The sequence below is a fragment of the Pseudomonas shirazica genome (assembly GCF_015168335.1).
GTDB classification, from domain to species: domain Bacteria; phylum Pseudomonadota; class Gammaproteobacteria; order Pseudomonadales; family Pseudomonadaceae; genus Aquipseudomonas; species Aquipseudomonas asiatica.
Window position 1 is genome coordinate 3556862 of record NZ_CP063456.1, and the last position, 22195, is coordinate 3579056.

Here is a 22195-nt window from a genome sequence, read left to right on the forward strand (position 1 = left end):
TTATGCCTGTCGGCAAGACTGTCAGAATTCCCTTCCGTTTCCTTTGATCCGAGCCTTGTCCATGCAAATCAATACTGCCCTGCTGTTCGCCACCCCTTGCGATGACGAGGAAGACAACATGGCGACCCTGTGCTGCCACAGCGACAAGGGTCAGATGTTCCTGCTGACCCGCTACCCGGACGAAGACACCGTCGACCTGACCCTGGATGACGAGCCGTCGACGCTGGATGGCCTGAAAGTAACCCTGAGCGCCAAGCGCCTGCTGATCGAAGTGGCGGCCGGCGACCGGGATGCGCTGAAGGGGGATGAGGTGCTGGAGATCAACCTGACCAGCGAGTTGAGTGACATGGATGAAGTGAAGGAAACCCTGGAGAACATCCTGGCCGGGACCGGCACCTTCGTTTGCGAGCTGTGACAAACTGAATACCGGCGCTGCCCCTGTGGGAGCGGGCATGCCCGCGAACACCGGCACAGCCGGTGCCATCCATCGCGTCGCCTGCTTCGCGGGCTTGCCCGCTCCCACAGTGATCGCGCCAGTTTTTAGGTTTTGTGCAAGGCAGTTCCCCCACAACGATCATGCCAGCGCTTGCTGCATCTCCCGAGCCTGCACCCGCAACGCCTGGCAAAACGGCTCCACCGCCGCCGACGCCGGCCGGTGGTCCGGCCTGATCAGCATCACCTGGTACGGCACCGACACCCGCAACCGCCGGATCGGCAACCCGCCCTGCGCCGCCTCCAGCCCGCTCAGCGGGTTGATGATCGCCACCCCCAGGCCCTGCCTCACCATGGCGCACACCGAGGCAGCACTGGTGGTCTCGATGACCGTGCGGCGGTTCACCCCTGCCGCGCGAAAGTGCTGGTCCAGGCGCTGCCGGTAGGTGTCCAGGCTGGCCAGGTTGATGAAGTCGACCTCGTGGAAATCGCTCAGCTCCAGCTCGGCCCTGGCCTGCAACGGGTGCCCGTCGGGCAGCACGCACACCATGTTGGCGCTGAACAGCAATTCGCCGTAGGCGCCACGCGGTATCTGCTCTACCTCGGTCAGGCCCAGGTCATGCTGCTGGGCAACCAGCGACTCCTCCAGCAACGGCGACTCCTGCGCCAGGATACTCACGCTCACGCCCCGGTGCTGCTGGTGAAAGCGCTGGCAAGCCTTGGGCAGCAAGGTCTGGGAAAACAGCGGCAGGCAGGTAATGGCCAGCCGGCCCTGCTCGAAATTGCGGATGGCCTGGGCAAAGCGGTCGATGCGCTCCAGCCCTACGTAGGCCCGCTCAACCTCCTCGATCAACAGCAGCGCCTGGGCCGTCGCCACCAGGCGGCCACCTTCGCGCTCGAACAGGTTCAGCCCGGTTACCTGCTCCAGCCGCGCCAGCTCACGGCTGACGGTGGGCTGCGAGGTAAACAGCAGGCGCGCCGCACCGGTGACGCTGCCAGCGGCCATGATGGCGCGGAACACTTCGATATGGCGGACGGACAGTTTCACGGGCAACACCTGGCAAGTCGGCAATGGTCATATCAGATATGAATGGCTGACAGAAAAATAGCTATTTTTCTGAATTCCTGCTTTGGCTCATCCTCGTGGCCTTCCTTATATGAGTAGCGCCACCATGACTGCACCCTTCACTCTTCTGGCCGAGGCTGTCCGCCAGCACGGCTCGCCGCTGTGGGCCTACGACGCCGGCACCATCGCCGAGCGTGTCGAACAGCTGAAGGTGTTCGACACCGTGCGCTTCGCCCAGAAGGCCAACCCCAACCTGCATGTGCTGCGCCTGATGCGCGCCCACGGCCTGGTGCTGGACGCAGTGTCGCTGGGCGAAATGGAGCGGGCCTTCGCCGCGGGCGCCAGCGTGGATGGCGACCCTGCCGGCGTGGTGCTGACCTGCGACGCGCTGGACCGGCCGACCCTGGAGCGGGTGGTGGCCTCGAAGATCGAAGTCAACGCCGGTTCCATCGACATGCTGCGCCAACTGGGTGAACGCTCGCCCGGCCACCGCGTGTGGATCCGCATCAACCCCGGCTTCGGCCATGGCCACAGCCGCAAGACCAACACCGGCGGCGAGAACAGCAAACACGGCATCTGGCACGAAGAGCTGGGCGAAGCGCTGGCCTGCGTGAAAACCCATGGCCTGCACCTGGTAGGGGTGCACATGCACATCGGCTCGGGGGTGGATTACCAGCACCTGGAGCAAGTGGCCCGCTCGATGATCGAGCTGATCGGCCGCCTGGGCGTGGACATCGAGGCGTTCTCCATTGGCGGCGGCCTTTCCACCCCGTACCGCAGCAGCGACAAGCCGGTCGACCTGCAACGCTACGCCCGGACCTGGGCCGTGGCCCGCAAGGAAATCGAAGCGATGCTGGGCCACCCCGTGCGCATGGAGATCGAGCCAGGGCGCTTCCTGGTGGCGGAATCGGGCTACCTGGTGGCCGAGGTACGCGCCGTGAAGCAGGTGGGCCGCAACACCTTCGTCATGATCGACGCCGGTTTCAACGACCTGATGCGCCCAGCGATGTACGGGGCCTACCACCGCATGACCCTGCTCGACGCCAACGGCCAACCGGTGGACCGCCCACGGCAGCCGACCGTGGTGGCCGGGCCGCTGTGCGAGTCGGGTGATGTGTTCACCCAGGATGACCAGGAACTGACCCCGCACGACCTGCCCCAGGCGCAGGTGGGTGACCTGCTGGTGATCCACGACGCCGGGGCCTATGGCGCGTCGATGTCATCGAACTACAACAGCCGGCCGTTGCTGCCGGAGTTCCTGATCGAGGATGGAGCGCTACGGATGATTCGCCGCAGGCAGACGGTGCAGGACTTGCTGGGCCTGGAGGCGGGCATCTAGATACCGTTTTTCAGGCAGATTGCCCAGCGCGTTGGGCTGCGCTGCCACGTAGAGAACTGAATTCGCAAGCGGTACGCGTACCCTGTGGGAGCGGGTTTACCCGCGAAAGGGCCGGCCCGGGCAACACATCAGCTGATGCCCTGCCCCACCGTCCATTGCCCCGCCCCACACAATCCGGGTACCCTTTTTCTTCCTCCCGGCCTCCCCGGCCATACACCGCCCAGGCATGACTCCATGATCATTCGCCAAAGTATCGCTGCAGACCACCCGCAACTGCTCGATATCTGGCTGCGCGCCGTGCGCGCCACGCACCACTTTCTACAAGCGTCCGACATCGACGCGCTGCTGCCGCAATTGCGCGACGTCTACCTTCTGGCCGTCGAGCTCTGGGTCGCGGTTGACACCGAAGACCGCCCGCTGGGCTTCATCGGTTTCAATGGCAACCACGTGGAAATGCTCTTCGTCGCCCCCGAACGCCATGGCCAGGGCGTAGGCCGCGCGCTGCTGGACTTCGGCCGCCAGAAGCACAGCGTGATGAGCGTCGATGTCAACGAGCAGAACCCGCAGGCGGTGGGGTTCTACCGGCACTATGGTTTCATCCAGACCGGCCGTTCACCGCTGGATGGCGAAGGCCGGCCGTTCCCCTTGCTGCATATGAGCCTGCCCGCACAGGCTTGATTTCCGGGGCCGCATTGCGCCCCGCCGCTGTTACAAATTCGCGAGACAGACCAAAGGTATGAACCCGACGCGCTATAGCACCGTGGCCAAGGACTTGATGGAAGGCATCGCCAGCGGCCGCTACCCGGTGGGCAGCCTGCTGCCGACCGAGTTCGAGCTGTGCGACCTGTACGATGTGAGCCGACACACGGTGCGCGCGGCGATCAACCAATTGCTCAACCAAGGGCTGGTATCGCGGCGCAAGCGCGTAGGCACCCGGGTGGAGGCCAGCAGCCCGCGCGGTGGCTACTCGCAGTCACTGGCCAGCGTGGCAGACCTGGCGCACCTGGCGGAAACGCAGCAACGGGAAATTCAGGACGTGCGCCACTTCGTCGCCGACCTGAGCGAGGCGGCGCGGCTGGGGCTGGTACCAGGCGAGCACTACTTCTGCGTGTCGAGCATCCGTGTCGACCGCGTGCACAACGCGGCGCCGCTGTGCTGGACCGATGTGTACGCGCAGCGCGACCATGCCGAGGTCATCGAGTTGGCCCGCGAGCACCCCGACCAGCTGATTGCGGGGCTTATCGAGCAGCACTATGGCCGGGCGATCGCGGTGGTCGACCAGCAGGTGCGGGCAGTGTTGCTGAGCGCGGAAATGGCCCGAGTGCTGAAGGCCGAGACAGGCGCGCCGGGGCTGAAGATCATTCGCCATTACCGCGAGGAAAACGGCGACCTGATGGCGGTGTCCGAGACGGTGCACCCGGATGACCGCTTTACCCTGGTTAGCCAGATGCGCCGCGACCGGTCGCCTGGCTGATCAAACCAGCGCCATGCTCGATATCCCAAAACTTGCGCGATCCCTGTAGGAGCGGCCTTGTGTCGCGAAAGGGCTGCGCAGCAGCCCCAGGATTTCCGCGCAGGTGCATAAATTGCCGGGGCTGCTGCGCAGCCCTTTCGCGACACAAGGCCGCTCCTACAGGGATCGCGCATGCCTGTAAGCAGTGGCCAGGTTTACCTCACATGTCCAGCACCCGCTCAGCCTCCACCAACTGCTGCCCCCGCACCGTGGTCACCCGATGGTCTCGCGCCAGCAAGGCATAGATCGTCGGCAGCACAAACAGGGTAAACAAGGTCCCCACCAGCATCCCGCACACGATCACTACCCCCAGGCCAAAGCGGCTGTTGGCCCCGGCACCGCTGGCGAACAGCAGTGGCAGCACGCCGAAGGTCATCGCCGCCGTGGTCATCAGCACCGGCCGCAGGCGTATCTGCGCGGCGCGGACGATGGCGGTGGCACGGTCGAGGTTGTCACGCACCTGGATCTCGTTGGCGAACTCCACCATCAGGATGCCGTGCTTGCTGATCAGGCCGATCAGGGTCACCAGGCCGATCTGTGTGTAGATGTTCAGCGTGGCCCAGCCCAGCGCCAGCGGCAGCAGCGCACCGCAGATCGACAGCGGCACGGTCACCAGGATGATCAGCGGGTCCACCAGGCTTTCGTACTGCGCGGCCAGCACCAGGTAGATCACCACCAGGGCGGCGAGAAACGCCCACATCAGGGCAAAGCCCTCCTGCACGTACTGGCGCGACTCCGATTGCCAGTCATGGCTGAAGCCAGGTGGCAGTTCGGCGGCAAGCTGTTCGAGAAATGCCACGGCATTACCCATCGACACACCGGGCGCCGGGATCGCCTGTAGGGTACTGGCGTTCTGCTGGTCGAACTGCAGCAAGCGGTTGGGCGCCACTTCGATGTCCAGGTGCACCACCGTGGCCAGCGGCACCAGGGTGCCGTTTTCGGCGCGCACGTACTGGCGGTTCAGCGCTGCCGGCGTCAGGCGCTGGTCCTGGATGCTTTGCGGGATCACGTCGTAGGAGCGCCCGAACAGGGCGAAGCGGTTGAGGTACTGTTCACCCACCAGCACACCCAGCGACTCGCCGATGGCCTGCATGCTGATGCCCAGGCTGGCCGCCTTGGCGCGGTCGATGCGCACCTTGACCACCGGGTTGTTGTAGTCGAGGTCGCTGTCCACCACGCTGAACAGGCCGCTGTCGCGGGCGCGCTGCTTGATCATTTCCATGGTCTGGTACAGCTCGGGGTAGTCCTGTGCGCTGCGCAACACCATCTGCACCGGCAAGCCACCGCTGGAACCCGGCAGCGAGGCCACCTGGAAGGCGAAGATGCTGCTGCCCTCGATGTCCGCCACGGCCTGCTGCAACTGCGCCTGCACCTGCGCGGCGGAACGCTCGCGGGCCTGCCAGGCGCTGAGGTTGATGCCGCCGAAACTGGCGGCCGGGCCGTCGGTACCGTTGATGATCCAGGTGTCGGTGGTTTCGGCGAGGGACTTCATCACCTGGTCCAGCTTCAGGGCAAAGCGCTCCACATAATCCAGGCTGGCATGCTGCGGCGACTTGATGGCCGTCAGCACCGCCGCCTGGTCCTCGGGCGGGGCCAGTTCGCGCTGCGGCAGCAGGTACAGCCAAGGCAGGCTCAGGCACACCACAAGCGCCACACCACCACTGATCCAGCGATGCGACAGGGTGTAGGCGAGTACTCGCCCATAGACCCCGGTCAGCATGCCGAACAGGCGGTCGGCCATGTTGGCCATGGCGCCATGCTGCTGGCCGGGTTGCAACAACAGCGAACTCATCACCGGCGACAGGGTGAGCGCGACGATGCCCGACACGATCACCGCCCCCGCCAGGGTCAGGGCAAACTCACGGAACAGCGTGCCGGTCAGCCCGCCCATCAAGCCGATCGGCGCGTATACGGCGGCCAGGGTCAGGGTCATGGCGATCACCGGCCCGGCGATTTCCCGCGCCCCGGCCAGCGCCGCGGCAATCGGCGAGTTGCCCTCTTCGATATGACGGTGCACGTTCTCCACCACCACGATGGCATCGTCCACCACCAGGCCGATGGCCAGCACCATCGCCAGCAAGGTCAGCAGGTTCAGGCTGAAGCCGAACAGCAGCATCAGGCCCGCCGCACCGAGCATCGACAGCGGGATGGCCACCACCGCGATCACCACGCTGCGTAGTGAGCCCAGGCACAGCCAGATGACCAGCACCACGATCACCATGGCCTCCACCAGCGTGCGCAGCACCTCGTCGATCGAGGCGTCGATGAAGCGTGCGGTCTCGTAGGCCAGCGCCACCTCCACCCCGGGTGGCAGGGTCTGGCGGATCTGCGGCAGCAGCTGGCGAATACCCTCGACGATCACCAGCGGGTTGCCGGTCGGGGTGGGGAACAGCCCCAGGTGCACGGCGGGCTTGCCGTCCATGGTGGCGCTGGTCTGGGTGGCCGCCGCGCTCAGCTCGACGGTGCCGACATCGCGCAAGCGCACCAGGTCGGTGCCATCGTTGCGGATGATCAGCTCGCGGAAGTCCTCGACCCGGGTCAGGTCGGTGTCCACCTGGATATCGGCCAGCACGTACTGCCCACGCACCTGCCCCGGCGTCGCCTGGTAGTTGTTGGCACGCACCGCCTGTGCCACGTCGGCAGCCGTCACCCCGCGCCCGGCCATCTGTTCGCTGTCCAGCCAAAGGCGCATGGCCAGGCGCTGCCCGCCGAACGACTGCACCTTGGCCACACCGTCGATGCCGGAGAACTGCGGTTCCACCACCCGCGACAGGTAATCGCTCAGTTCGGGTATCGACAAGGTTTCGCTGGCAAAGCCCACGTAGGCCACCGCCGTGGAGTCACCTGCCGACAGCTCCACCACCGGGTCGTAGGCCTTTTCCGGCAGGCGATAGCGCACCTGGTTGACCTTGGCCATGGTCTCGGCAAGCGCCTGGGTCGAATCGCGATTGAGCACCATGCGCAAGGTGATCAGGCTGCGCCCCTGCTGCGACGACGAGGACAGGTAGTCGATGCCTTCGACCGACGACACCGCCTGGGTGATCGGCTGGGTCACGAAGCCTTGCATCAGCTCGGCAGAGGCGCCCGGGTACTCGGTGCTGATGGTGATGGTGGAAGTTTCCAGCAGCGGGTACTGGCGGATCGGCAGCTTGCCCATGGCAAACAGCCCCAACAGGATGATCAGGCTGCTGACCACCAGCGCCAGCACCGGGCGGCGGACAAAGAGGTCGGTGAACTTCACGATTGCCGCCCTCCCTGGCTGGCCTGCAGGCTGTCCTGAGCCACTGGCTCGACCGGCATGCCGTCGCTCAGTTTCAACTGGCCGGAAACCACCACCTGGTCACCGGGTGCCAGGCCTGAGGTGATCTCCACCCGCCCCTGCCAGCGCTCACCGGTAGTCACCCGCACCCGGCTGACCCGGGTGCCCTGTTCAGGGTCCCGGGTAGCGACGAACACCGTCTGCCCGTAGGCGGTGTAGGTGATCGCGGTTTCCGGCACGGCCAGCACGCTTGACGGCTGCGCGGCATCCAGGCGCACGCCGGCGTACATGCCCGGCTGCAACTGCCCGCCCGGGTTCGGCAAGGCCGCCTGCACCTGCACCAGGCGCGCCTTGCTCACCACCGGGTCCACCGCGACCACCCGGGCCTGGAAGTCCTGCCCGCGCACCGCATCCACCGTCAGCGCCAGCAGTTGCCCCACGTGCACTTCGGGGGCGGCTTGTTCGCCCAAGGAAAAATTGACGTGCAGCTGGCTGATGTCGGCCAGACTGGCGATGGTCTCACCGGCGCTCAGGTACTGGCCCTGATGCACCCGGCGAATGCCGAGCTTGCCGGCAAACGGCGCGCGAATTGCCTTCTGCGCGATCAGCGCCTCGACATGCTGCAGCTCACCGCTGGCCACGTCCACGGCGGTGGCCGCATTGTCGAGCAGCTCCTGTGACACGGCGTTCACCGCGCGCAGCTTGCGGCTGCGCTGCAGCACCACTTCGGCATTGCGCAGCCTGGCGCGCAACTGCACGCGCTGGGCCTGCTCCGGGGCATCGTTCAGCTGTACCAGCAATTGCCCTGCACTCACCAATTGCCCCGACTCGAAGGCGATGCGGGTGATGCGCCCCGCCGTCTCGGCCGCCACCTGTACCTGGTTGACCGCCTCCAGCTCCCCCGAAGCAAAGTTCTGCCGTGCCAGCTTCACTTGCTCGGCCGTGGCCAGCGCCACCTTGATCGCCGGCCATGCCGCCGCAGCCGGCGGCGCCGAGCCACTGCCGACCAATGCATAGGCAGCGGCCAGCAAACCTGCAACAGCGCCAGCCCAGGCCAGTAACGTCCTTTTGTTCATGCAGTGCTCCGATCATCAGGGAAAGCGGTTGCGGGGAAGATCGGGCAGGACTATAAGAGCTCGAGTTAACTTGAGGTCAACAGGCATGGCAGCGGACAACACACGGATGCTAACGGTAGGGGAAGTGGCCAAACGCAGCGGCGTGGCGGTTTCTGCGCTGCACTTCTACGAGACCAAGGGGCTGATCGCCAGCGTCCGTACGGCGGGTAACCAGCGCCGCTATCCTTCACTGGTGCTGCGCACGCTGGCCATCATCAAGGTGGCGCAGCGCACGGGTATTCCGCTTGACGAGATCAAGCAGGCCTTCAGCCGCTATGCGCCCAACAGCAAGCTCACGGCAGCGCAATGGGGCGAGATGTCGACCGCCTGGCGCGAAGACCTGAACGCCCGCATTCGTACTCTGGAAGCGTTGCGCGACAGCCTGGACAACTGCATTGGTTGCGGCTGCCTGTCGCTGGAAGATTGCCCACTGCGCAACCCCGAGGATGTGCTGGGCAAGGAAGGTACCGGGCCGCGGATTCTGGAGAAAAAGGCCCGATAGCCCGTCACCGGGTTTATCCACGCATCGCGTACCCTGTAGGAGCGGCCTTGTGTCGCGAAAGGGCTGCAGAGCAGCCCCAGCAATTTATGCATTTCGGCTGAGGTCCTGGGGCTGCTCCGCAGCCCGTTCGCGACACAAGGCCGCTCCTACAAGGGACCGCCTGCCCCATAAAGTTCAGTCGCCTTTGCCCAGCACATACCGGTCGAAATGCTCGATGTGCTCGTCCAGGTTGTCCTCGAGCATCATCCGGTACTGCTCGCAGAAATACTTCAACAGCTCCTCCCGCGCGGCAGCCAGTTCGGCACTGGTCTTGAAACTGCGGGCACTCATCCAGGCATTGAAGCGCGAGGCGCCGAAGGTCAGTGAGGCACTGACCTTGCCCAGGTCTTCGATTTTCTCGATCTGCTGGTTCGCCAGTTCGATATGCGCATCCGCGCGGTCGTAAAAAGCCTGATCGGTAGCTTGTGTCATTGCGGTTTACCTTGCTGCTGCATTCAAATTAGGCACAGCGCCGTTTTACAGCGAAAGCTCACGACGTGAAACCGGCAATTCACCTTCATGAGATTGCCCGGCGTCCTGTTTCCCGGCCATGCGCGCCAACAGCAACTTGATGCACACCAGCAGCGGCGCTGCCACGGCAAACAGCAACGCCACAGCGATGAATGCCGTGTCGAAGGCGATCACCGCCCCTTGCCCCGTCACTGCCTGCGACAACAGGCTCATGGCCACTCGTCCAGCTGCCGGCGGGTCAATACCCTCAAGCCGCAACATCGACGTCACCGAATCAAGCCGTTCATTTACCGCTGTCGCGCCTGTGCTCACATGCGCACCAAGCGTCTGGGCATTGAGCACGCCATACTGGTCGAGCAGCGTCTGCAATCCTGCCACCCCCAAAAGCCCACCCACCTGCCGCCCGGTATTGAAAAGGCCGATACCACTGGCCAGGCTGTGCCGGCCCAGCCTGCCAAAGGCAATCAGAGTCAGCGACAGAAACAGCAACCCCAGCCCGGCACCGCGCAGTATGACCGCGGCCATCATGTCGTGCATGCCACTCTCGCGGGTCGAGCCCGAAAGCATCCACATCGCCGCCATGATTGCCAGGATGCCAAACGGCACGGTGGCAAAAGGCGCGATACCACGCACCTGGATCAGGTACGCCACCCCCAGCAGCACGGCGATGAACACAACGCCACTGGGTAGAAGCACCTGGCGATTACCAATCACGCCGGCAACCGGCGCTCGCACCACGGTATGCTCAAGCTCGATCAGCGCCAGGTCGCGCGCGGCCCTGGCCTGGGCGATAGCCGCCACGGCCGCCTCGCGCTGGGCATCCAGCACGGCGATACGCTGACGCTGAGCATCGAGTGTCGCCGCCGCAGCCTTCAGCGCGGCCTCGGCGCTGCTGCGGGCGGCGTCGGTCTGATCGACCAAGGCCTGGCTGATTGCACTGTACTGAATCAGCTTGCGGCTGCGCTCGTGGGTTTTGCTGGCCAGCTGCCGCTCGGCCTGGGCCGACTGGCGCTGCGCCTCGGCCTGGCGGACCTGCGCCTGCTACAGGCGTGTCTGAGCGTCGACATCGCCAAGACGCGCCTCGGCAGCCTTCAGGTTGGCCTGCGCCTGGGCCAGGTGCGCACGGTAGTCGCGGTCATCGATACGGAACAACACGTCACCGGCCCTGACCTGCTGATTGTCCCCGACCTCCACCGCCGTCACGTAACCCGACACCTTGGCCGCCAGCGACGTGACATCTCCACGCACATAGGCGTTGTCGGTAAAGGCGGCGTCAGCAGAGCGCAACGTCAGCCAGCCCACAGCCAGCAACAGTATGGCTGCCACGCACAGCACGACGCCCACTATCTTCATCCGTGCAGGCTGCGGCATCACCGCCGCGCGGGCCTGCTCAGGTTCATGTGTGTTCATGATGCGTTGTCCTGTATTCGGCCCTGGTGGCATGGCACTGCCAACAGGGCCGAAGGCCTACTTCTCGCTCGGCGTGACCAGTACCGTCTCATTGCTGTCGAGCACGAACACGGCCATCAGCTTGGCCGGCTTGCTGTCGCTGGCGTTGGCACTGACGCCATGGAAAGCGCCCGGTGCCTCGTACCAGTTTTCGCCAGGTTTGTAGACCTTGGCTGGCTCGCCATTGACGCTGCTGCGCACTTCGCCTTCCAGCACCGTGGCATAGATGAATGCGGATTTCGGGTGCCGATGCGCGGGCGACGCGGCCCCGGGGGCGTAGTCGACGATCACTCCGCGCATGCTTTTGCCTGGCACGTTGGGCAGTGGTCTGTCGAAGACCACGGTGACTTTGCTGACTGGCCGCTCGGCGGCGATTACCGGGGTTATGGCCAGCACGGTGAACGCGGCGGCCAGGAGGGGGCGGCTGAACATGGTGATGCTCCTTCGGTTCGGGATAGGGGTTGAATCGCTCACTGGCGAGCCAGCCAGTCTTCGAAGCGGATCTTGCCAAGCCGCGCGCCGCTGCCGGGAGTCAGCGACTTGTCATCGAGCTCGGCACCGAAATAGCGGGCATGCACATCCGCCACCACCTTGCGTGTATCTCCACGCAGGCGCAGGAAGCGGCGCACCAGTTCATCCAGTGGCGCGGCCTCTGGCCCGGCAACCTCCAGCATGCCGAGCGCTGGTGGCGCCAACGCCACATCGATCAGCGCCGCTACCACATCATCCGAGGCCAAAGGCTGGAACAGCGCCGGCGACAGGCGAATCTCCTCTCCCACCGTCCCTGCCTGGGCAATGCCTTCGACGAACTCGAAGAACTGCGTGGCGCGCAGAATGGTGTACGGCAGCGCGGACTCCCTGATCAGCGCCTCCTGGGCGACCTTGGCCCGGAAGTAGCCATTTTCCGGCAACCGCTCGCTGCCCACGATAGACAACGCGACATGATGCTTGACCCCTGCAGCTTTCTCGGCTGCCAGCAGGTTGCGGGTGGACGTCTCGAAAAAATCGAGCACCGCCTGGTCCTCCCAGGACGGGGCATTCGCCACATCCACAACCACATCCGCACCGTTCATCGCCTCTGCCAAGCCCTCGCGGGTGATGCTGTTCACCCCCGTGCTCGGCGCTGCCGCGACGGCATCGTGGCCGCGCTCGCGCAGGCCATCGACAAGCTTCGAACCAATGAGGCCAGTGCCTCCGATCACCACGATTTTCATTGGGGCTGTCTCCACGTTCACGACCGCAACCATTGCCGTCGTGGTGGTTCAAGCATGCGCCGCCGGCCTGTGCAGAGTCCTTGCGTACCGGCTGGTTTTGCCTCCAGGCGTGCTTGAATTTCCGTCCAAACTGTTCAATCCACGCCCTGGCGTATGCAGCCAGCTTTGCGCTGCCGTATCATCGGCCCATACCACTGAACAGTCGCCTCGGACACCTAGCCTAGGGCGCGCGAGGGGATACATCGTGCCATTCGAGTTTGACGACTATGTGCTCGACGAACAGCGCAGGGAGCTGACCCTGTGCGGAAAGGCCGTGGCCATCGGCCCGCAGGTGTTCGACCTGCTCTTGCAACTGGTCATTCACCGCGACCAGGTGCTGGGGCGTGACGAGTTGTTGGCGCGCGTGTGGAACGGCAAGATCGTCTCGGAATCGACCATCACCAGCCATATCAATGCCGTGCGCAAAGCCATCGGCGATTCCGGTGAAGAGCAGCGCCTGGTACGCACGATCGCGCGCAAGGGCTACCGCTTCGTCGGCCTGGTCCGCGAGCCTTCCAGCAGCGCGGCACAGGCCCCATCCGAACCTGTTCCCGTCGCCTGTGGCCCTGCCCTGCCCGATAAACCGTCGATCACCGTGCTGCCCTTCCAGAACCTCAGCGGTGACCCTGAGCAGGACTATTTCGCCGACGGGATGGTCGAGGACATCATCGCCGCCCTGTCCCGCATTCGCTGGCTGTTCGTCATCGCCCGCAACTCGAGCTTCACCTTCAAAGGCCAGCGCATCGATGTGCAGCAGGTTGGCCAGGCACTGGGCGTGCGCTATGTACTCGAAGGCAGCGTGCGCAAGGCTGGCAAGCGGCTACGCATTACGGGCCAGCTGATCGACGCCACCAGCGGCGAGCATCTGTGGGCCGAGCGTTTCGAGGGGCGGCTCGACGATCTGTTCGAGTTGCAGGACCAGGTGACCGAAAGCGTGGTGGGCGCCATCGCCCCGCAGCTGGAAAGGGCGGAGATCGAACGTGCCAAGCGCAAGCCCACCGGCAACCTGTGCGCCTACGATTATTACCTGCGCGGCACGGCCAAGCTGCATAACGGAACGCGCGACGCCATCGCCCAGGCTCTACCGCTGTACTACCACGCCATCGAACTGGACCCTGAGTTCGCTTCGGCCTATGGCATGGCGGCGTGGTGCTACTTCTGGCGCAAGCTCAATGGCTGGATGGATGATCGTGCCCAGGAAATCACCGAGGGTGCCCGGCTTGCGCGCCTGGCAGTGGAACTGGGGCGTGACGATGCCGTGGCGTTGACCCGCGGCGGCCATGCCCTGGGGCATCTGACGGGTGACCTGGACGGCGCGATAGCGCTGCTTGACCGGGCGCGCCTGCTCAACACCAACCTGGCGCCGGCCTGGTACCTGGGCGGGATACTCAGGGCGTTACGCGGCGAGACACAGACCGCCATCGACAATCTCAAGCACGCCACACGGCTGAGCCCACTGGACCCGGAGATGTTTCGCATGCAGGTGGGCATGGCGTTGGCGCATTTCTTTGCCGGGCGGCTGGATGAGGCTGTGGAGTGGGCGGAGAAGTCGCTGGGGAATCTGCCCAGCCTGCTGGCAGCGGTGGCCCTGCTGGCGGCCAGCCATGCACTGAGTGGGCGGATGGACAGCGCGCACCGGGCGATGGAGCGCTTGCGGGCACAAGACCCAGGGTTAAGGGTGTCGACCTTGCGCCAGTGGCTGCCGATTTACCGCGATGAGGATCTGGCCCGATTTGCCGAAGGGTTGAGGTTGGCGGGGTTACCGGCTTGATAGAGTTTGGACGCCCCCTTGGCCCGGATTGCCTTCGTTGGAGTACCGAAACTCCAACTACAAATTTGTACCCGCCACCAGTGAACCTGGATTGAGGCGCACAGTCTTAGCCGAGCCCTTAATTCGGCCTTGCCGCCGCCATTCACCAGAGCCATTCACCCCATGCGCCACGCAGTCCGTCGCTCCCCCTTTGTCTCGCTCTGCCTCATTCCTTTTTTCCACCTGTTCGCCAACCCCGCCCATGCCAGCGGGGAAAGGCAACTGGTGGCAGCCATCAACGACTATCGCACCCAGCCACAACGCTGCGAGCGGCGCATTATCCGGGGCTCGACGCCGCTGGTGCTGAAGCCGAAACTGGCGTTGCCGGTCGGCTACGGCGGGGCATTGCGGGAAGGATTGAAGGCTGCGGGGTATCAGGCGGTGAAGGTGCGGGCCATCCGTCTGGTCGGCGCACAAGATGCCGAGGAGGCCTTCGACATGCTGCGCAGCGACTACTGCACGGCCCTGCTCGATAGCCAATATGCCGATATCGGCGTCAGTCGCTCACGCAACGAGTGGCGGGTGCTGCTGGCTCGGCCCCTGCTCGATGCCCAGCTCGGCGATGGGCGATCGGCAAGCAAAGCGTTGCTGGCACAGGTGAACGCTGCACGGGCGAAACCACGCCTGTGTGGTCGCAAGCGCTTTGCCGCTGCACGCCCGCTAGCCTGGAACACCGCCCTGGGAACGGCGGCGCAGCGACACAGCCGGGCGATGGCCAACGATAATTTCTTCGCGCACCGTGACCTCGACGGTGATCTGCCCGCGGATCGGGCATGGGATGCCGGCTACCGTGGGCGGCAGATCGGCGAGAACATTGCCGCAGGCCAAGGGTCACCGAGCAAGGCGATGGCAGGCTGGCTGGCCAGCCCCGGGCATTGCGCCAACCTGATGAACCCGATGTTTACCCAGGTGGGGGCGGCCTTTGCCAAAAACTCGCGTAGCGATAACGGCGTGTACTGGACGATGCTGTTCGGCGCGCCTTGACTGACTCAGGCTGCAGCCCCCGAACGAGCCGCCGTTCTGACTTGCAGGCCACCCCGCGGCCAGCCGCAGGCGCCGGGGCTGGCCTGACGGATGCCCTACAGCACTTCGAACAGCCCTGCCGCGCCCATCCCGCCGCCAACACACATGGTCACCACCACGTACTTCACCCCGCGCCGCCTGCCCTCCAGAAGCGCATGCCCGACCATCCGTGCACCGCTCATGCCGTAGGGGTGGCCGATGGCAATGGCACCGCCATTGACGTTCAGCTTCGCAGGGTCTATCTGCAAACGCTGGGCACAGTACAGTACCTGGCAGGCGAACGCTTCGTTCAGCTCCCACAGACCGATGTCGTCCACGTTCAGGCCGTGCTGGTGCAGCAACCTGGGCACCGCCAGCACCGGGCCGATACCCATTTCCTCAGGAGCCAGTCCGGCCACGGCGATACCACGATACAGCCCCAGCGGCGCCTTGCCCGACCTTGCGGCCAGTGCGCCTTCCATCAGCACGCAGGCACTGGCGCCATCAGACAGCTGGCTGGCATTGCCGGCCGTCACGCAGCCGCCTTCGACAACTGGCTTCAGCCCTTGCAGGTCTGCCAGGGTGGTCGCCGGCCGGTTTCCTTCGTCCTGACTGAGGCAGACTTCCTCATGGCTCACCGCACCGGACAGCTTGTCGACAACCTTCCTGCGTGCCGAGACGGGCACGATTTCATCGGCAAACAACCCCGCCGCCTGCGCCGCTGCAGTGCGTTGCTGCGACTGCAAGGCGTAGGCGTCCTGCGCTTCCCGGCTGATGCCATAGCGGCGGGCGACAAACTCGGCGGTTTGCAGCATCGGCATGTAGGCGTGTTCGCTCATTCGCAGCACGGCAGGGTCATAGGCCTCGCTGGCCAGCTGGTTGTGCACCTGCTGGACCAGGCTGATCTGCTCCTGGCCGGCGCCGATGGTCACCTGCATACCATCGACAATGATCTGCTTGGCCGCTGTAGCGATGGCCATCAGGCCCGACGCACACTGGCGGTCGAGGGTCTGCCCGCTGACCGATTGCGGCAAGCCGGCAGCCAGCGCCGACAGTCGGCCAGGGTTGATCGCGGCGGTACCACTCTGCATGGCGGTACCCAGCACCAGATCCTCCACCTGCGCCGGCTCGATACCAGCCCGCTCGACGGCTGCCCGAATGGCGACGGCAGTCATGCTGGGGGTTTTCAGGTCGTTGAAGGCGCCACGCATGGCTTTGCCGATGGGTGTGCGGGCAGTGGCTACGATCACGGCGTCTTTCATGGTCGAAATTCCTCGGGGAGTAAAGGCTGCAGTTCGCTCAACACCTGCCGCAAGCGGGCAGGCACCGGGACCGGGCGTCGGCCCTGCCGGTCGACGAATACATGGACGAAGCGTCCGGTGGCGCAAGCCAGGGATTGGCCCTGGATGAATACGGCCAACTGGTACTGCACCGAGGTGTTGCCCAGCCGGCTTACCGCCAAGCCCACCTCGATGCCCTGCGGAAACGCTACAGGCGACTGGTAGTCGCAGGCCGAACTGACCACCAGCGCAATCACCGCGCCATGGTGGATATCCAGTCCGCCCTGCTCGATCAGCAGGCGGTTCACGGCGCTGTCGAAAAAGCCGTAATAGACCACGTTGTTCACGTGCCCGTAGGCGTCATTGTCATGCCAGCGGGTGGCGATTGGCGTGTAGTGCCGGTAGTAGTCACGTTGCCGATGCACGCTCATCAGTAGGCAGCCTCGTAGATGGCCAGTGCATCGGCCTGGGTGACTTCACGCGGGTTGTTGACCAGCAGGCGCTGCTGTTGCATGGCATCTTCTGCCAGTTGCGGCAGGCGAAGGCGCGGAACATCGGCATCACGCAGCCGCCCAGGCAAACCGCAGCGGGCGCCCAGCGCGGCCAGTTCCTCGACGAACTGATCAGCCTGCCGGTGCAGGTCGCCAGGCTGCAACCGTGCGCCCAACAGGGGCACCGCCAGCTGGGCATAGTCCGTCACCGTCACGGGCAGGTTGAAACGCAGCACATGCGGCAACACCAATGCATTGGACAGGCCATGGGGAATGTGGAAGTGCCCACCCAACGGGTAAGCCAGCGCGTGCACCGCCGCCACCGGGGCATTGGCAAACGCCTGGCCGGCCAGGCAGGCGCCCAGCAGCATGGCCTGACGCGCATCCAGATTGCCGCCATTGTGCACGGCCTGATCCAGGTTTTCCGCCAGCAGCCGCAGCGCCTCGCGCGCCAGCAGGCTCGACAGCGGGTTGCGCTTGAGACGGCTGGTATAGGCTTCGATGGCATGCACCATGGCATCGATACCGGTCGCGGCGGTTACCGCCGGGGGCAGGCCGAGCGTGCAGACGGCATCGAGTACCGCCAGGTCCGGCAGCAGCAGCGGCGAGACGATGCCCATCTTGCTGGTGGCGCCGGTGGTGACGATGGCGATCGGCGTCACCTCCGAACCAGTGCCGGCCGTGGTCGGCACCTGGATCAACGGCAGGCGTCGGCCCTTGGCCTTGTCCATGCCATACAGTTCGGCAAGCGGCTGGTTGCAGTCGCTGTGGGCCAGCAGCGCGACCAGCTTGGCAACATCCATCGAACTGCCGCCGCCAAAGCCCACCACCAGGTCGGCACCGATATGCCGGGCCCGCTGGGTGGCTGCCAGTACACAAGCTTCGCTGGGGTCGGCGGTAACCTCGCTGAAGATCGCCACGCCGACCTTGGCCGTCGTGAATCCCGGTAGCAGATCATCGAGCATGCCCAGGCGGGCGATACCGGGGTCACTGACGATCAGCACGCGCCGTGCGCCGCGCTCGCGGCACAGAGTGGCAAGGCGCTGCACTGCGCCCGCTTCGCAGAGGATCTGCCCGGTAGTGGCAAAGCTGAAAGGCTGCATCTGGCTCTCCTTGTCGTCGTTGGCCCTGCGTCAGAAGGCGAAGTCGCTCGCTGGCAGTGCCATGAGGCAATCTGCACCGCCCAGCAGGGCTTCGCGGTGCGCGGTGGCGCGGGGCAGGACGCGTCGCCAGTAGAACTGCGCCGCGTGCAGCTTGGCCCGGTAGAAATCCGTTTCGGCACTGCCGCCAGCCAGCGCCGTCTCGGCACGCACGGCCGCCTGCAGCCACAACGCTGCGAGCAGCACATAGGCCGAGTAGGCCAGGAAGTCCACCGAGACCGCGCCCATTTCCTGAGGGTCACGCTGGCAAGCCTCGACTACATGGCCTGCCAGCACACGCCATTCCTCCAGGCGCTGCCCGACCGCTGTCGCCATGGCATGCAGACCACCACCGACACCAGCCGCCTCGACATGCAGGGCCAGTTCATCGACCAGCAAGTTCAGCTCGGCCCCGCCGTCGCCCAGCAGCTTGCGGCGCACCAGGTCGAGAGCCTGGATGCCGTTGGTGCCTTCATAGAGCTGGGTGATGCGGCTGTCGCGCATCAACTGCTCCATGCCCCACTCGCGGATATAGCCGTGTCCGCCATATAGCTGCACGCCAAGGCTGGCGACCTCCTGCCCGACATCGGTGAAAAACGCCTTGACGATCGGGATCAGCAGTGCCGCCCGCCGGGTTGCGCCCTTGCGTGCCTGATCGCCAGGCGCTGCGTGCTCCAGGTCGAGCTGCCGGGCGGTATAGATGGCCAGCATTCGGCAGCCCTCGGTAAGGGTTTTCTGGGTCAGCAGCATGCGTCGCACATCCGGGTGGACGATGATCGGATCGGCCGGCCTGTCCGCCGCCGCCGGGCCGGTCAGCGCGCGCGATTGCAAGCGCTCGCGTGCATAGGCCAGCCCCCCCTGGAAGGCCGCTTCGGCAATGCCCAGCCCCTGCAGGCCGACTTGGAAACGGGCGTCGTTCATCATGGTAAACATGCACGCCAGGCCTTGGTTGGCCTCGCCTACCAGCCATCCCTGGGCACCGTCGAAATTCATCACGCAAGTCGAGGCGCCCTTGATGCCCATCTTGTGCTCCAGCGCGCCACAGCCCAACGCGTTGCGTTCGCCACCCGGCAGCAGCTTGGGCACCAGGAACAGGCTGATGCCCCGCACCCCGGCCGGCGCATCGGGCAGGCGTGCAAGTACCAGATGAACGATATTGTCGGTCAGGTCCTGTTCGCCGCCACTGATGAAGATCTTGCTGCCTGTGATGCGATAGGAACCGTCGACCTGCGGCTGGGCGCGGGTGCGCAGCAAGGCCAGGTCGGTGCCGGCCTGCGGCTCGGTGAGGCACATGGTGCCGGCCCACTCGCCACTGACCATGCGCGCCAGATAGGACTGCTGCAACGCCGGGCTGCCATGGCGATGCAAAGCCAGCACGGCACCTTCGGTGAGGCCGGAGTAGATGCGGAACGACAACGACGCGGCCATCAGCATTTCGTGGAAGCTGGCCGAGGCCATTTGCGGCAGGCCCTGACCGCCGTAAGCCTGCGGCCCGGTCATGCTGGCCCAGCCATGGGCCACGTATTGCCGGTAGGCGTCGCGGAAACCATCGGGCGTGATGACCTCCCCATCAGCCAACTGGCAGCCCTGCTCGTCACTGTTGCGGTTGAGCGGAGCGACTACCTCGCCGGTAAAGCGCGCGGCCTCTTCCAGTATGCCGTCGAGTGTGTCGCGGTCCAGTTCGATACCCAGCTGCTGACAATGGGCGGCAACGTCGAACAGCTCATGCAGCACGAAGCGCATGTCGCGCAAGGGAGCCTGGTAGTTCATGCCTGAACCTCCGCCTGCTGCTCGAAACGCTTGCCGTTGGCCACCAGCGTGCAGAGCAGAGCGGCCGGGCGCCAGTGCTCGCCCAGTACGCTTTGCAGGTATTCCAGCCGAGCCAGGACGAATGCTGCACCCTGGTCATCGGCCCAGCGCATCGGGCCACCTGTGGCCGCAGGGAAGCCATAGCCGTTGAGCCACACCCGGTCGATGTCGGCGCTGCTGGCAGCGATGCCTTCCTGCAGAATCTTCGCGCCCTCGTTGACCAGCGCCAGCAGGCAGCGCTCGACGATTTCCTCGGCGCTGATGCCCCGGCGTCGGTAACCCAGGTCGTTGGAAATCTTGAGCACCAGGGCGTCGACCTCGGGGTCATGCTCGGCCTGGCGGCTGCCAGGTGCATAACGGTAATAGCCCTTCCCTGTCTTCTGACCCAGCCGCCCCAGATCACACAGCGCATTATCCACTTGCACCAGCGGATCGTGCATGCCCTGCCTGGCCAGCTGGCGGGCACGCCATTCCAGGTCGATACCGACCACGTCGTACATGCGGAACGGGCCCATGGCAAAACCGAACTGTTGCAGCACCGCATCCACCTGGTGCGGCAGCGCGCCTTCGAGCAGCAACTTGCGCGCTTCGGCCACATAACTGCGCAGCATGCGGTTGCCGATGAAACCGGGGCAGTTGCCGGCCACTACCGCCACCTTGCCCAGGCGCTCGCCCAGCGCCAGGGCGGTATGGAGCACCGCCTGGTCGGTGTGCGCGCCGCGCACTATCTCGAGCAGCTTCATGACATGCGCGGGGCTGAAGAAATGCAGGCCCAGTACGTGCGACGGTCGCCGGGTCACCGCCGCGATCGCGTCGATGTCCAGCGCCGAGGTATTGCTGGCCAGGATCGCCTCCGGTTTGAGGTGCTGGTCCAGGGCCCGGAAGATTTCCTGTTTGAGTTCAAGGCTTTCATACACTGCCTCGATCACCAGATCGGCCTGGGCCAGCGCGGCGTAGCCATCCACCGCCTGCACTCGCGCCAGGCAGGCTTCAGCCTCGGCCTGGGTGACACGCTGCTTCTCCACCTGCTGGGTCCAGGCCTGGCTGACCATGCTCAGGCCAGCGTCCAGGGCTGATGCGTTGCTGTCGAGCCACAGCACCGACAGCCCGGCACTGGCGAGGCTGATGACAATGCCGCGGCCCATGGTACCTGCGCCTATCACGGCCACCTGGTTGATCGCAAAGGGGGTATTCACGCGCAACGCTCCTGCTTGTTGTAGGGATGAGGACAGGCATCACCCTAAGCAGGCCGCAGGTATTTTTGAAATTTCAATTTCGTATGCCATATATTCTGCCCATGAATATTTCCAACTTCGATCTGAACCTGCTGCGGGTCTTCGACATGTTGCTGCGCGAGCAGAACGTCTCACGGGCGGCTGAACGCCTGGCCCTGACCCAGCCCACTGTCAGCAACGCCCTGGCGCGGTTGCGCGACCAGCTGGGCGACCCGCTGCTGGTTCGTGTGGGCCGGCGCATGCGCCCTACGCCACGGGCGTTGGCGCTGGAAGGGCCGATTCGAGCGGCGCTGCAACAAATCGAGCAGACCCTGGCCACTGGCGATGCCTTCGAGCCACGGCGCAGCCACCGTCAACTGCGCATCGCCCTCACCGACTTCGTCGAACAGTTGTGCATGCCACCGCTGCTGGCACGCCTGCAGGTACTGGCCCCGCACTTGCGCATCGATGTAGTGCACCTGGCTCCCAACCTGCCGGCCGAAGCGCTGGACCGCGGCGACCTCGACCTGGTGCTGGGGCGCTTCGATGAGGTGCCGGCACGTTTCAGCCGCCGCCCCTGGAGGCGTGAAACCCTGCAAGTCGCGCTGCGCCAGAAGCATCCGCAACTGGCGCCGGACCAGGCACTGGATCTTCAGGCGTTTCTTGGTTTGCGGCACATCTGGGTACACGGTGGCCAGACCCGCGGCATGGTCGACCAATGGCTGGCCGAACAAGGCCTGACCCGGAAAATTGCCTACACCACCCCCAACTACCTTCAAGCAGCGCATCTGGCCGCCGCCACCGAGATGTGCGTGGTGCTGCCGCGGCAACTTGCGCAGCAGTTCGCCAAGTTGCTGCCCTTGGCGGTGCACGAACTGCCCTTCGCCCTGGAGCCGTTCGAGCTGGAACTGGTGCACCTGACCCATCGTCGGCACGACCCCGCCCTGGCCTGGCTGGTGGAGCAGATCATGGAGCTTCCGCCTGCCTGAGCCCATCAGCAAATGCGATGGCA

At 65.1% G+C, this 22195-nt stretch carries 20 protein-coding genes and 1 pseudogene; 8 read left to right on the plus strand and 13 right to left on the minus strand.

Annotated elements, in window-relative coordinates; genetic code table 11:
• Positions 1–61: 61 nt before the first annotated feature.
• The gene (locus IMX18_RS16395) at positions 62–415 is read left to right on the plus strand and encodes a hypothetical protein (RefSeq protein WP_013971664.1); all 354 of its coding nucleotides are present in this window, start codon (positions 62–64) and stop codon (positions 413–415) included.
• A 159-nt stretch (positions 416–574) separates the two neighbouring features.
• On the opposite strand, the gene IMX18_RS16400 is transcribed toward IMX18_RS16395, so the two are convergent.
• Positions 575–1480: a LysR family transcriptional regulator gene (locus IMX18_RS16400; RefSeq protein ID WP_015269490.1), complete on the minus strand. Its 906-nt coding sequence runs from the start codon at positions 1478–1480 to the stop codon at positions 575–577.
• A gap of 124 nt (positions 1481–1604) precedes the next feature.
• Here IMX18_RS16400 and lysA point away from each other — a divergent pair, with 124 nt between their 5' ends.
• From lysA to IMX18_RS16415, 3 genes are all read left to right on the plus strand, one after another.
• A complete protein-coding gene (lysA, locus tag IMX18_RS16405; RefSeq protein WP_054571881.1) occupies positions 1605–2837 on the plus strand; it encodes a diaminopimelate decarboxylase in 1233 nt (410 codons plus the stop codon).
• Positions 2838–3071: 234 nt separating this feature from the next.
• On the plus strand, positions 3072–3515 hold the full coding sequence (locus IMX18_RS16410; protein ID WP_015269488.1) for an acetyltransferase: 444 nt from the start codon (positions 3072–3074) through the stop codon (positions 3513–3515).
• Between the two features lie 58 nt (positions 3516–3573).
• Positions 3574–4311, plus strand: a complete 738-nt coding sequence (locus IMX18_RS16415; RefSeq protein ID WP_015269487.1) for a GntR family transcriptional regulator — start codon at positions 3574–3576, stop codon at positions 4309–4311.
• Between the two features lie 199 nt (positions 4312–4510).
• Here the strand turns inward: IMX18_RS16415 and IMX18_RS16420 are convergent, their stop codons facing one another.
• Both IMX18_RS16420 and IMX18_RS16425 read right to left on the minus strand, forming a co-directional pair.
• Positions 4511–7591: a MexW/MexI family multidrug efflux RND transporter permease subunit gene (locus tag IMX18_RS16420; RefSeq protein WP_054573331.1), complete on the minus strand. Its 3081-nt coding sequence runs from the start codon at positions 7589–7591 to the stop codon at positions 4511–4513.
• Positions 7588–8685: an efflux RND transporter periplasmic adaptor subunit gene (locus tag IMX18_RS16425; RefSeq protein ID WP_137138032.1), complete on the minus strand. Its 1098-nt coding sequence runs from the start codon at positions 8683–8685 to the stop codon at positions 7588–7590. The genes IMX18_RS16420 and IMX18_RS16425 overlap by 4 nt, the downstream gene beginning before the upstream one ends.
• Positions 8686–8770: 85 nt before the next feature.
• Here IMX18_RS16425 and soxR point away from each other — a divergent pair, with 85 nt between their 5' ends.
• Complete coding sequence (gene soxR / locus IMX18_RS16430; protein ID WP_039614512.1) at positions 8771–9226, plus strand: redox-sensitive transcriptional activator SoxR; 456 nt, start codon at positions 8771–8773, stop codon at positions 9224–9226.
• 174 nt (positions 9227–9400) lie between these two features.
• On the opposite strand, the gene IMX18_RS16435 is transcribed toward soxR, so the two are convergent.
• The 5 genes and pseudogenes from IMX18_RS16435 to IMX18_RS16450 all read right to left on the minus strand — a co-directional run bounded on the left by IMX18_RS16435 (position 9401) and on the right by IMX18_RS16450 (position 12399).
• Positions 9401–9697, minus strand: a complete 297-nt coding sequence (locus IMX18_RS16435) for a DUF3144 domain-containing protein (protein ID WP_015269483.1) — start codon at positions 9695–9697, stop codon at positions 9401–9403.
• 45 nt (positions 9698–9742) lie between these two features.
• Positions 9743–10432 (minus strand): annotated as a pseudogene (locus IMX18_RS28100) (MFS transporter); the annotation flags it as partial.
• 345 nt (positions 10433–10777) lie between these two features.
• Positions 10778–11146, minus strand: a complete 369-nt coding sequence (locus tag IMX18_RS28540) for an HlyD family secretion protein (protein ID WP_371857136.1) — start codon at positions 11144–11146, stop codon at positions 10778–10780.
• 57 nt (positions 11147–11203) lie between these two features.
• Positions 11204–11617 carry a cupin domain-containing protein gene (locus tag IMX18_RS16445; RefSeq protein ID WP_003260184.1) on the minus strand — a complete coding sequence of 138 codons (414 nt, stop codon included), beginning with the start codon at positions 11615–11617 and terminating at the stop codon, positions 11204–11206.
• Between the two features lie 38 nt (positions 11618–11655).
• Positions 11656–12399 carry an SDR family oxidoreductase gene (locus tag IMX18_RS16450; protein WP_139657580.1) on the minus strand — a complete coding sequence of 248 codons (744 nt, stop codon included), beginning with the start codon at positions 12397–12399 and terminating at the stop codon, positions 11656–11658.
• Positions 12400–12643: 244 nt separating this feature from the next.
• On the opposite strand from IMX18_RS16450, the gene IMX18_RS16455 reads away from it, so the two are divergent.
• Together IMX18_RS16455 and IMX18_RS16460 are read left to right on the plus strand one after the other, a co-directional pair.
• Positions 12644–14209 carry a winged helix-turn-helix domain-containing tetratricopeptide repeat protein gene (locus IMX18_RS16455; protein WP_217190281.1) on the plus strand — a complete coding sequence of 522 codons (1566 nt, stop codon included), beginning with the start codon at positions 12644–12646 and terminating at the stop codon, positions 14207–14209.
• 162 nt (positions 14210–14371) lie between these two features.
• Positions 14372–15232 (plus strand): CAP domain-containing protein, encoded by an 861-nt coding sequence (locus tag IMX18_RS16460; RefSeq protein WP_015269482.1) that lies wholly within the window; start codon positions 14372–14374, stop codon positions 15230–15232.
• Positions 15233–15327: 95 nt separating this feature from the next.
• On the opposite strand, the gene IMX18_RS16465 is transcribed toward IMX18_RS16460, so the two are convergent.
• The 5 genes from IMX18_RS16465 to IMX18_RS16485 are packed head-to-tail and all read right to left on the minus strand — an operon-like array spanning position 15328 to position 21165.
• Positions 15328–16512: an acetyl-CoA C-acyltransferase gene (locus tag IMX18_RS16465; RefSeq protein ID WP_023663031.1), complete on the minus strand. Its 1185-nt coding sequence runs from the start codon at positions 16510–16512 to the stop codon at positions 15328–15330.
• Positions 16509–16961, minus strand: coding sequence for an acyl-CoA thioesterase (locus tag IMX18_RS16470; RefSeq protein ID WP_003260181.1), 453 nt, complete (start codon positions 16959–16961; stop codon positions 16509–16511). The genes IMX18_RS16465 and IMX18_RS16470 overlap by 4 nt, the downstream gene beginning before the upstream one ends.
• Entirely contained in the window at positions 16961–18124 is a 1164-nt protein-coding gene (locus IMX18_RS16475) for an iron-containing alcohol dehydrogenase (RefSeq protein ID WP_015269480.1), read from the minus strand. Before IMX18_RS16475 ends, IMX18_RS16470 begins: the two co-directional genes overlap by 1 nt.
• 30 nt (positions 18125–18154) lie before the next feature.
• Positions 18155–19930 (minus strand): acyl-CoA dehydrogenase C-terminal domain-containing protein, encoded by a 1776-nt coding sequence (locus IMX18_RS16480; RefSeq protein WP_100413409.1) that lies wholly within the window; start codon positions 19928–19930, stop codon positions 18155–18157.
• Entirely contained in the window at positions 19927–21165 is a 1239-nt protein-coding gene (locus IMX18_RS16485; protein ID WP_015269478.1) for a 3-hydroxyacyl-CoA dehydrogenase, read from the minus strand. The genes IMX18_RS16480 and IMX18_RS16485 overlap by 4 nt, the downstream gene beginning before the upstream one ends.
• Before the next feature lie 83 nt (positions 21166–21248).
• On the opposite strand from IMX18_RS16485, the gene IMX18_RS16490 reads away from it, so the two are divergent.
• Positions 21249–22172: a LysR family transcriptional regulator gene (locus IMX18_RS16490; RefSeq protein WP_054573340.1), complete on the plus strand. Its 924-nt coding sequence runs from the start codon at positions 21249–21251 to the stop codon at positions 22170–22172.
• The last annotated feature ends 23 nt before the right edge of the window (positions 22173–22195 follow it).

Bases quoted from the DNA above. Each gene is read 5' to 3' on its own strand.
- IMX18_RS16490 (WP_054573340.1), top strand. From the start codon at position 21,249: ATGCCATATATTCTGCCCATGAATATTTCCAACTTCGATCTGAACCTG.
- IMX18_RS16470 (WP_003260181.1), bottom strand. From the start codon at position 16,961: ATGAGCGTGCATCGGCAACGTGACTACTACCGGCACTACACGCCAATC.
- IMX18_RS16480 (WP_100413409.1), bottom strand. From the start codon at position 19,930: ATGAACTACCAGGCTCCCTTGCGCGACATGCGCTTCGTGCTGCATGAG.
- IMX18_RS16395 (WP_013971664.1), top strand. From the start codon at position 62: ATGCAAATCAATACTGCCCTGCTGTTCGCCACCCCTTGCGATGACGAG.
- soxR (WP_039614512.1), top strand. From the start codon at position 8,771: ATGGCAGCGGACAACACACGGATGCTAACGGTAGGGGAAGTGGCCAAA.
- lysA (WP_054571881.1), top strand. From the start codon at position 1,605: ATGACTGCACCCTTCACTCTTCTGGCCGAGGCTGTCCGCCAGCACGGC.
- IMX18_RS16445 (WP_003260184.1), bottom strand. From the start codon at position 11,617: ATGTTCAGCCGCCCCCTCCTGGCCGCCGCGTTCACCGTGCTGGCCATA.
- IMX18_RS16435 (WP_015269483.1), bottom strand. From the start codon at position 9,697: ATGACACAAGCTACCGATCAGGCTTTTTACGACCGCGCGGATGCGCAT.
- IMX18_RS16475 (WP_015269480.1), bottom strand. From the start codon at position 18,124: ATGCAGCCTTTCAGCTTTGCCACTACCGGGCAGATCCTCTGCGAAGCG.
- IMX18_RS16465 (WP_023663031.1), bottom strand. From the start codon at position 16,512: ATGAAAGACGCCGTGATCGTAGCCACTGCCCGCACACCCATCGGCAAA.
- IMX18_RS16460 (WP_015269482.1), top strand. From the start codon at position 14,372: ATGCGCCACGCAGTCCGTCGCTCCCCCTTTGTCTCGCTCTGCCTCATT.
- IMX18_RS16415 (WP_015269487.1), top strand. From the start codon at position 3,574: ATGAACCCGACGCGCTATAGCACCGTGGCCAAGGACTTGATGGAAGGC.
- IMX18_RS28540 (WP_371857136.1), bottom strand. From the start codon at position 11,146: ATGAACACACATGAACCTGAGCAGGCCCGCGCGGCGGTGATGCCGCAG.
- IMX18_RS16410 (WP_015269488.1), top strand. From the start codon at position 3,072: ATGATCATTCGCCAAAGTATCGCTGCAGACCACCCGCAACTGCTCGAT.
- IMX18_RS16450 (WP_139657580.1), bottom strand. From the start codon at position 12,399: ATGAAAATCGTGGTGATCGGAGGCACTGGCCTCATTGGTTCGAAGCTT.
- IMX18_RS16425 (WP_137138032.1), bottom strand. From the start codon at position 8,685: ATGAACAAAAGGACGTTACTGGCCTGGGCTGGCGCTGTTGCAGGTTTG.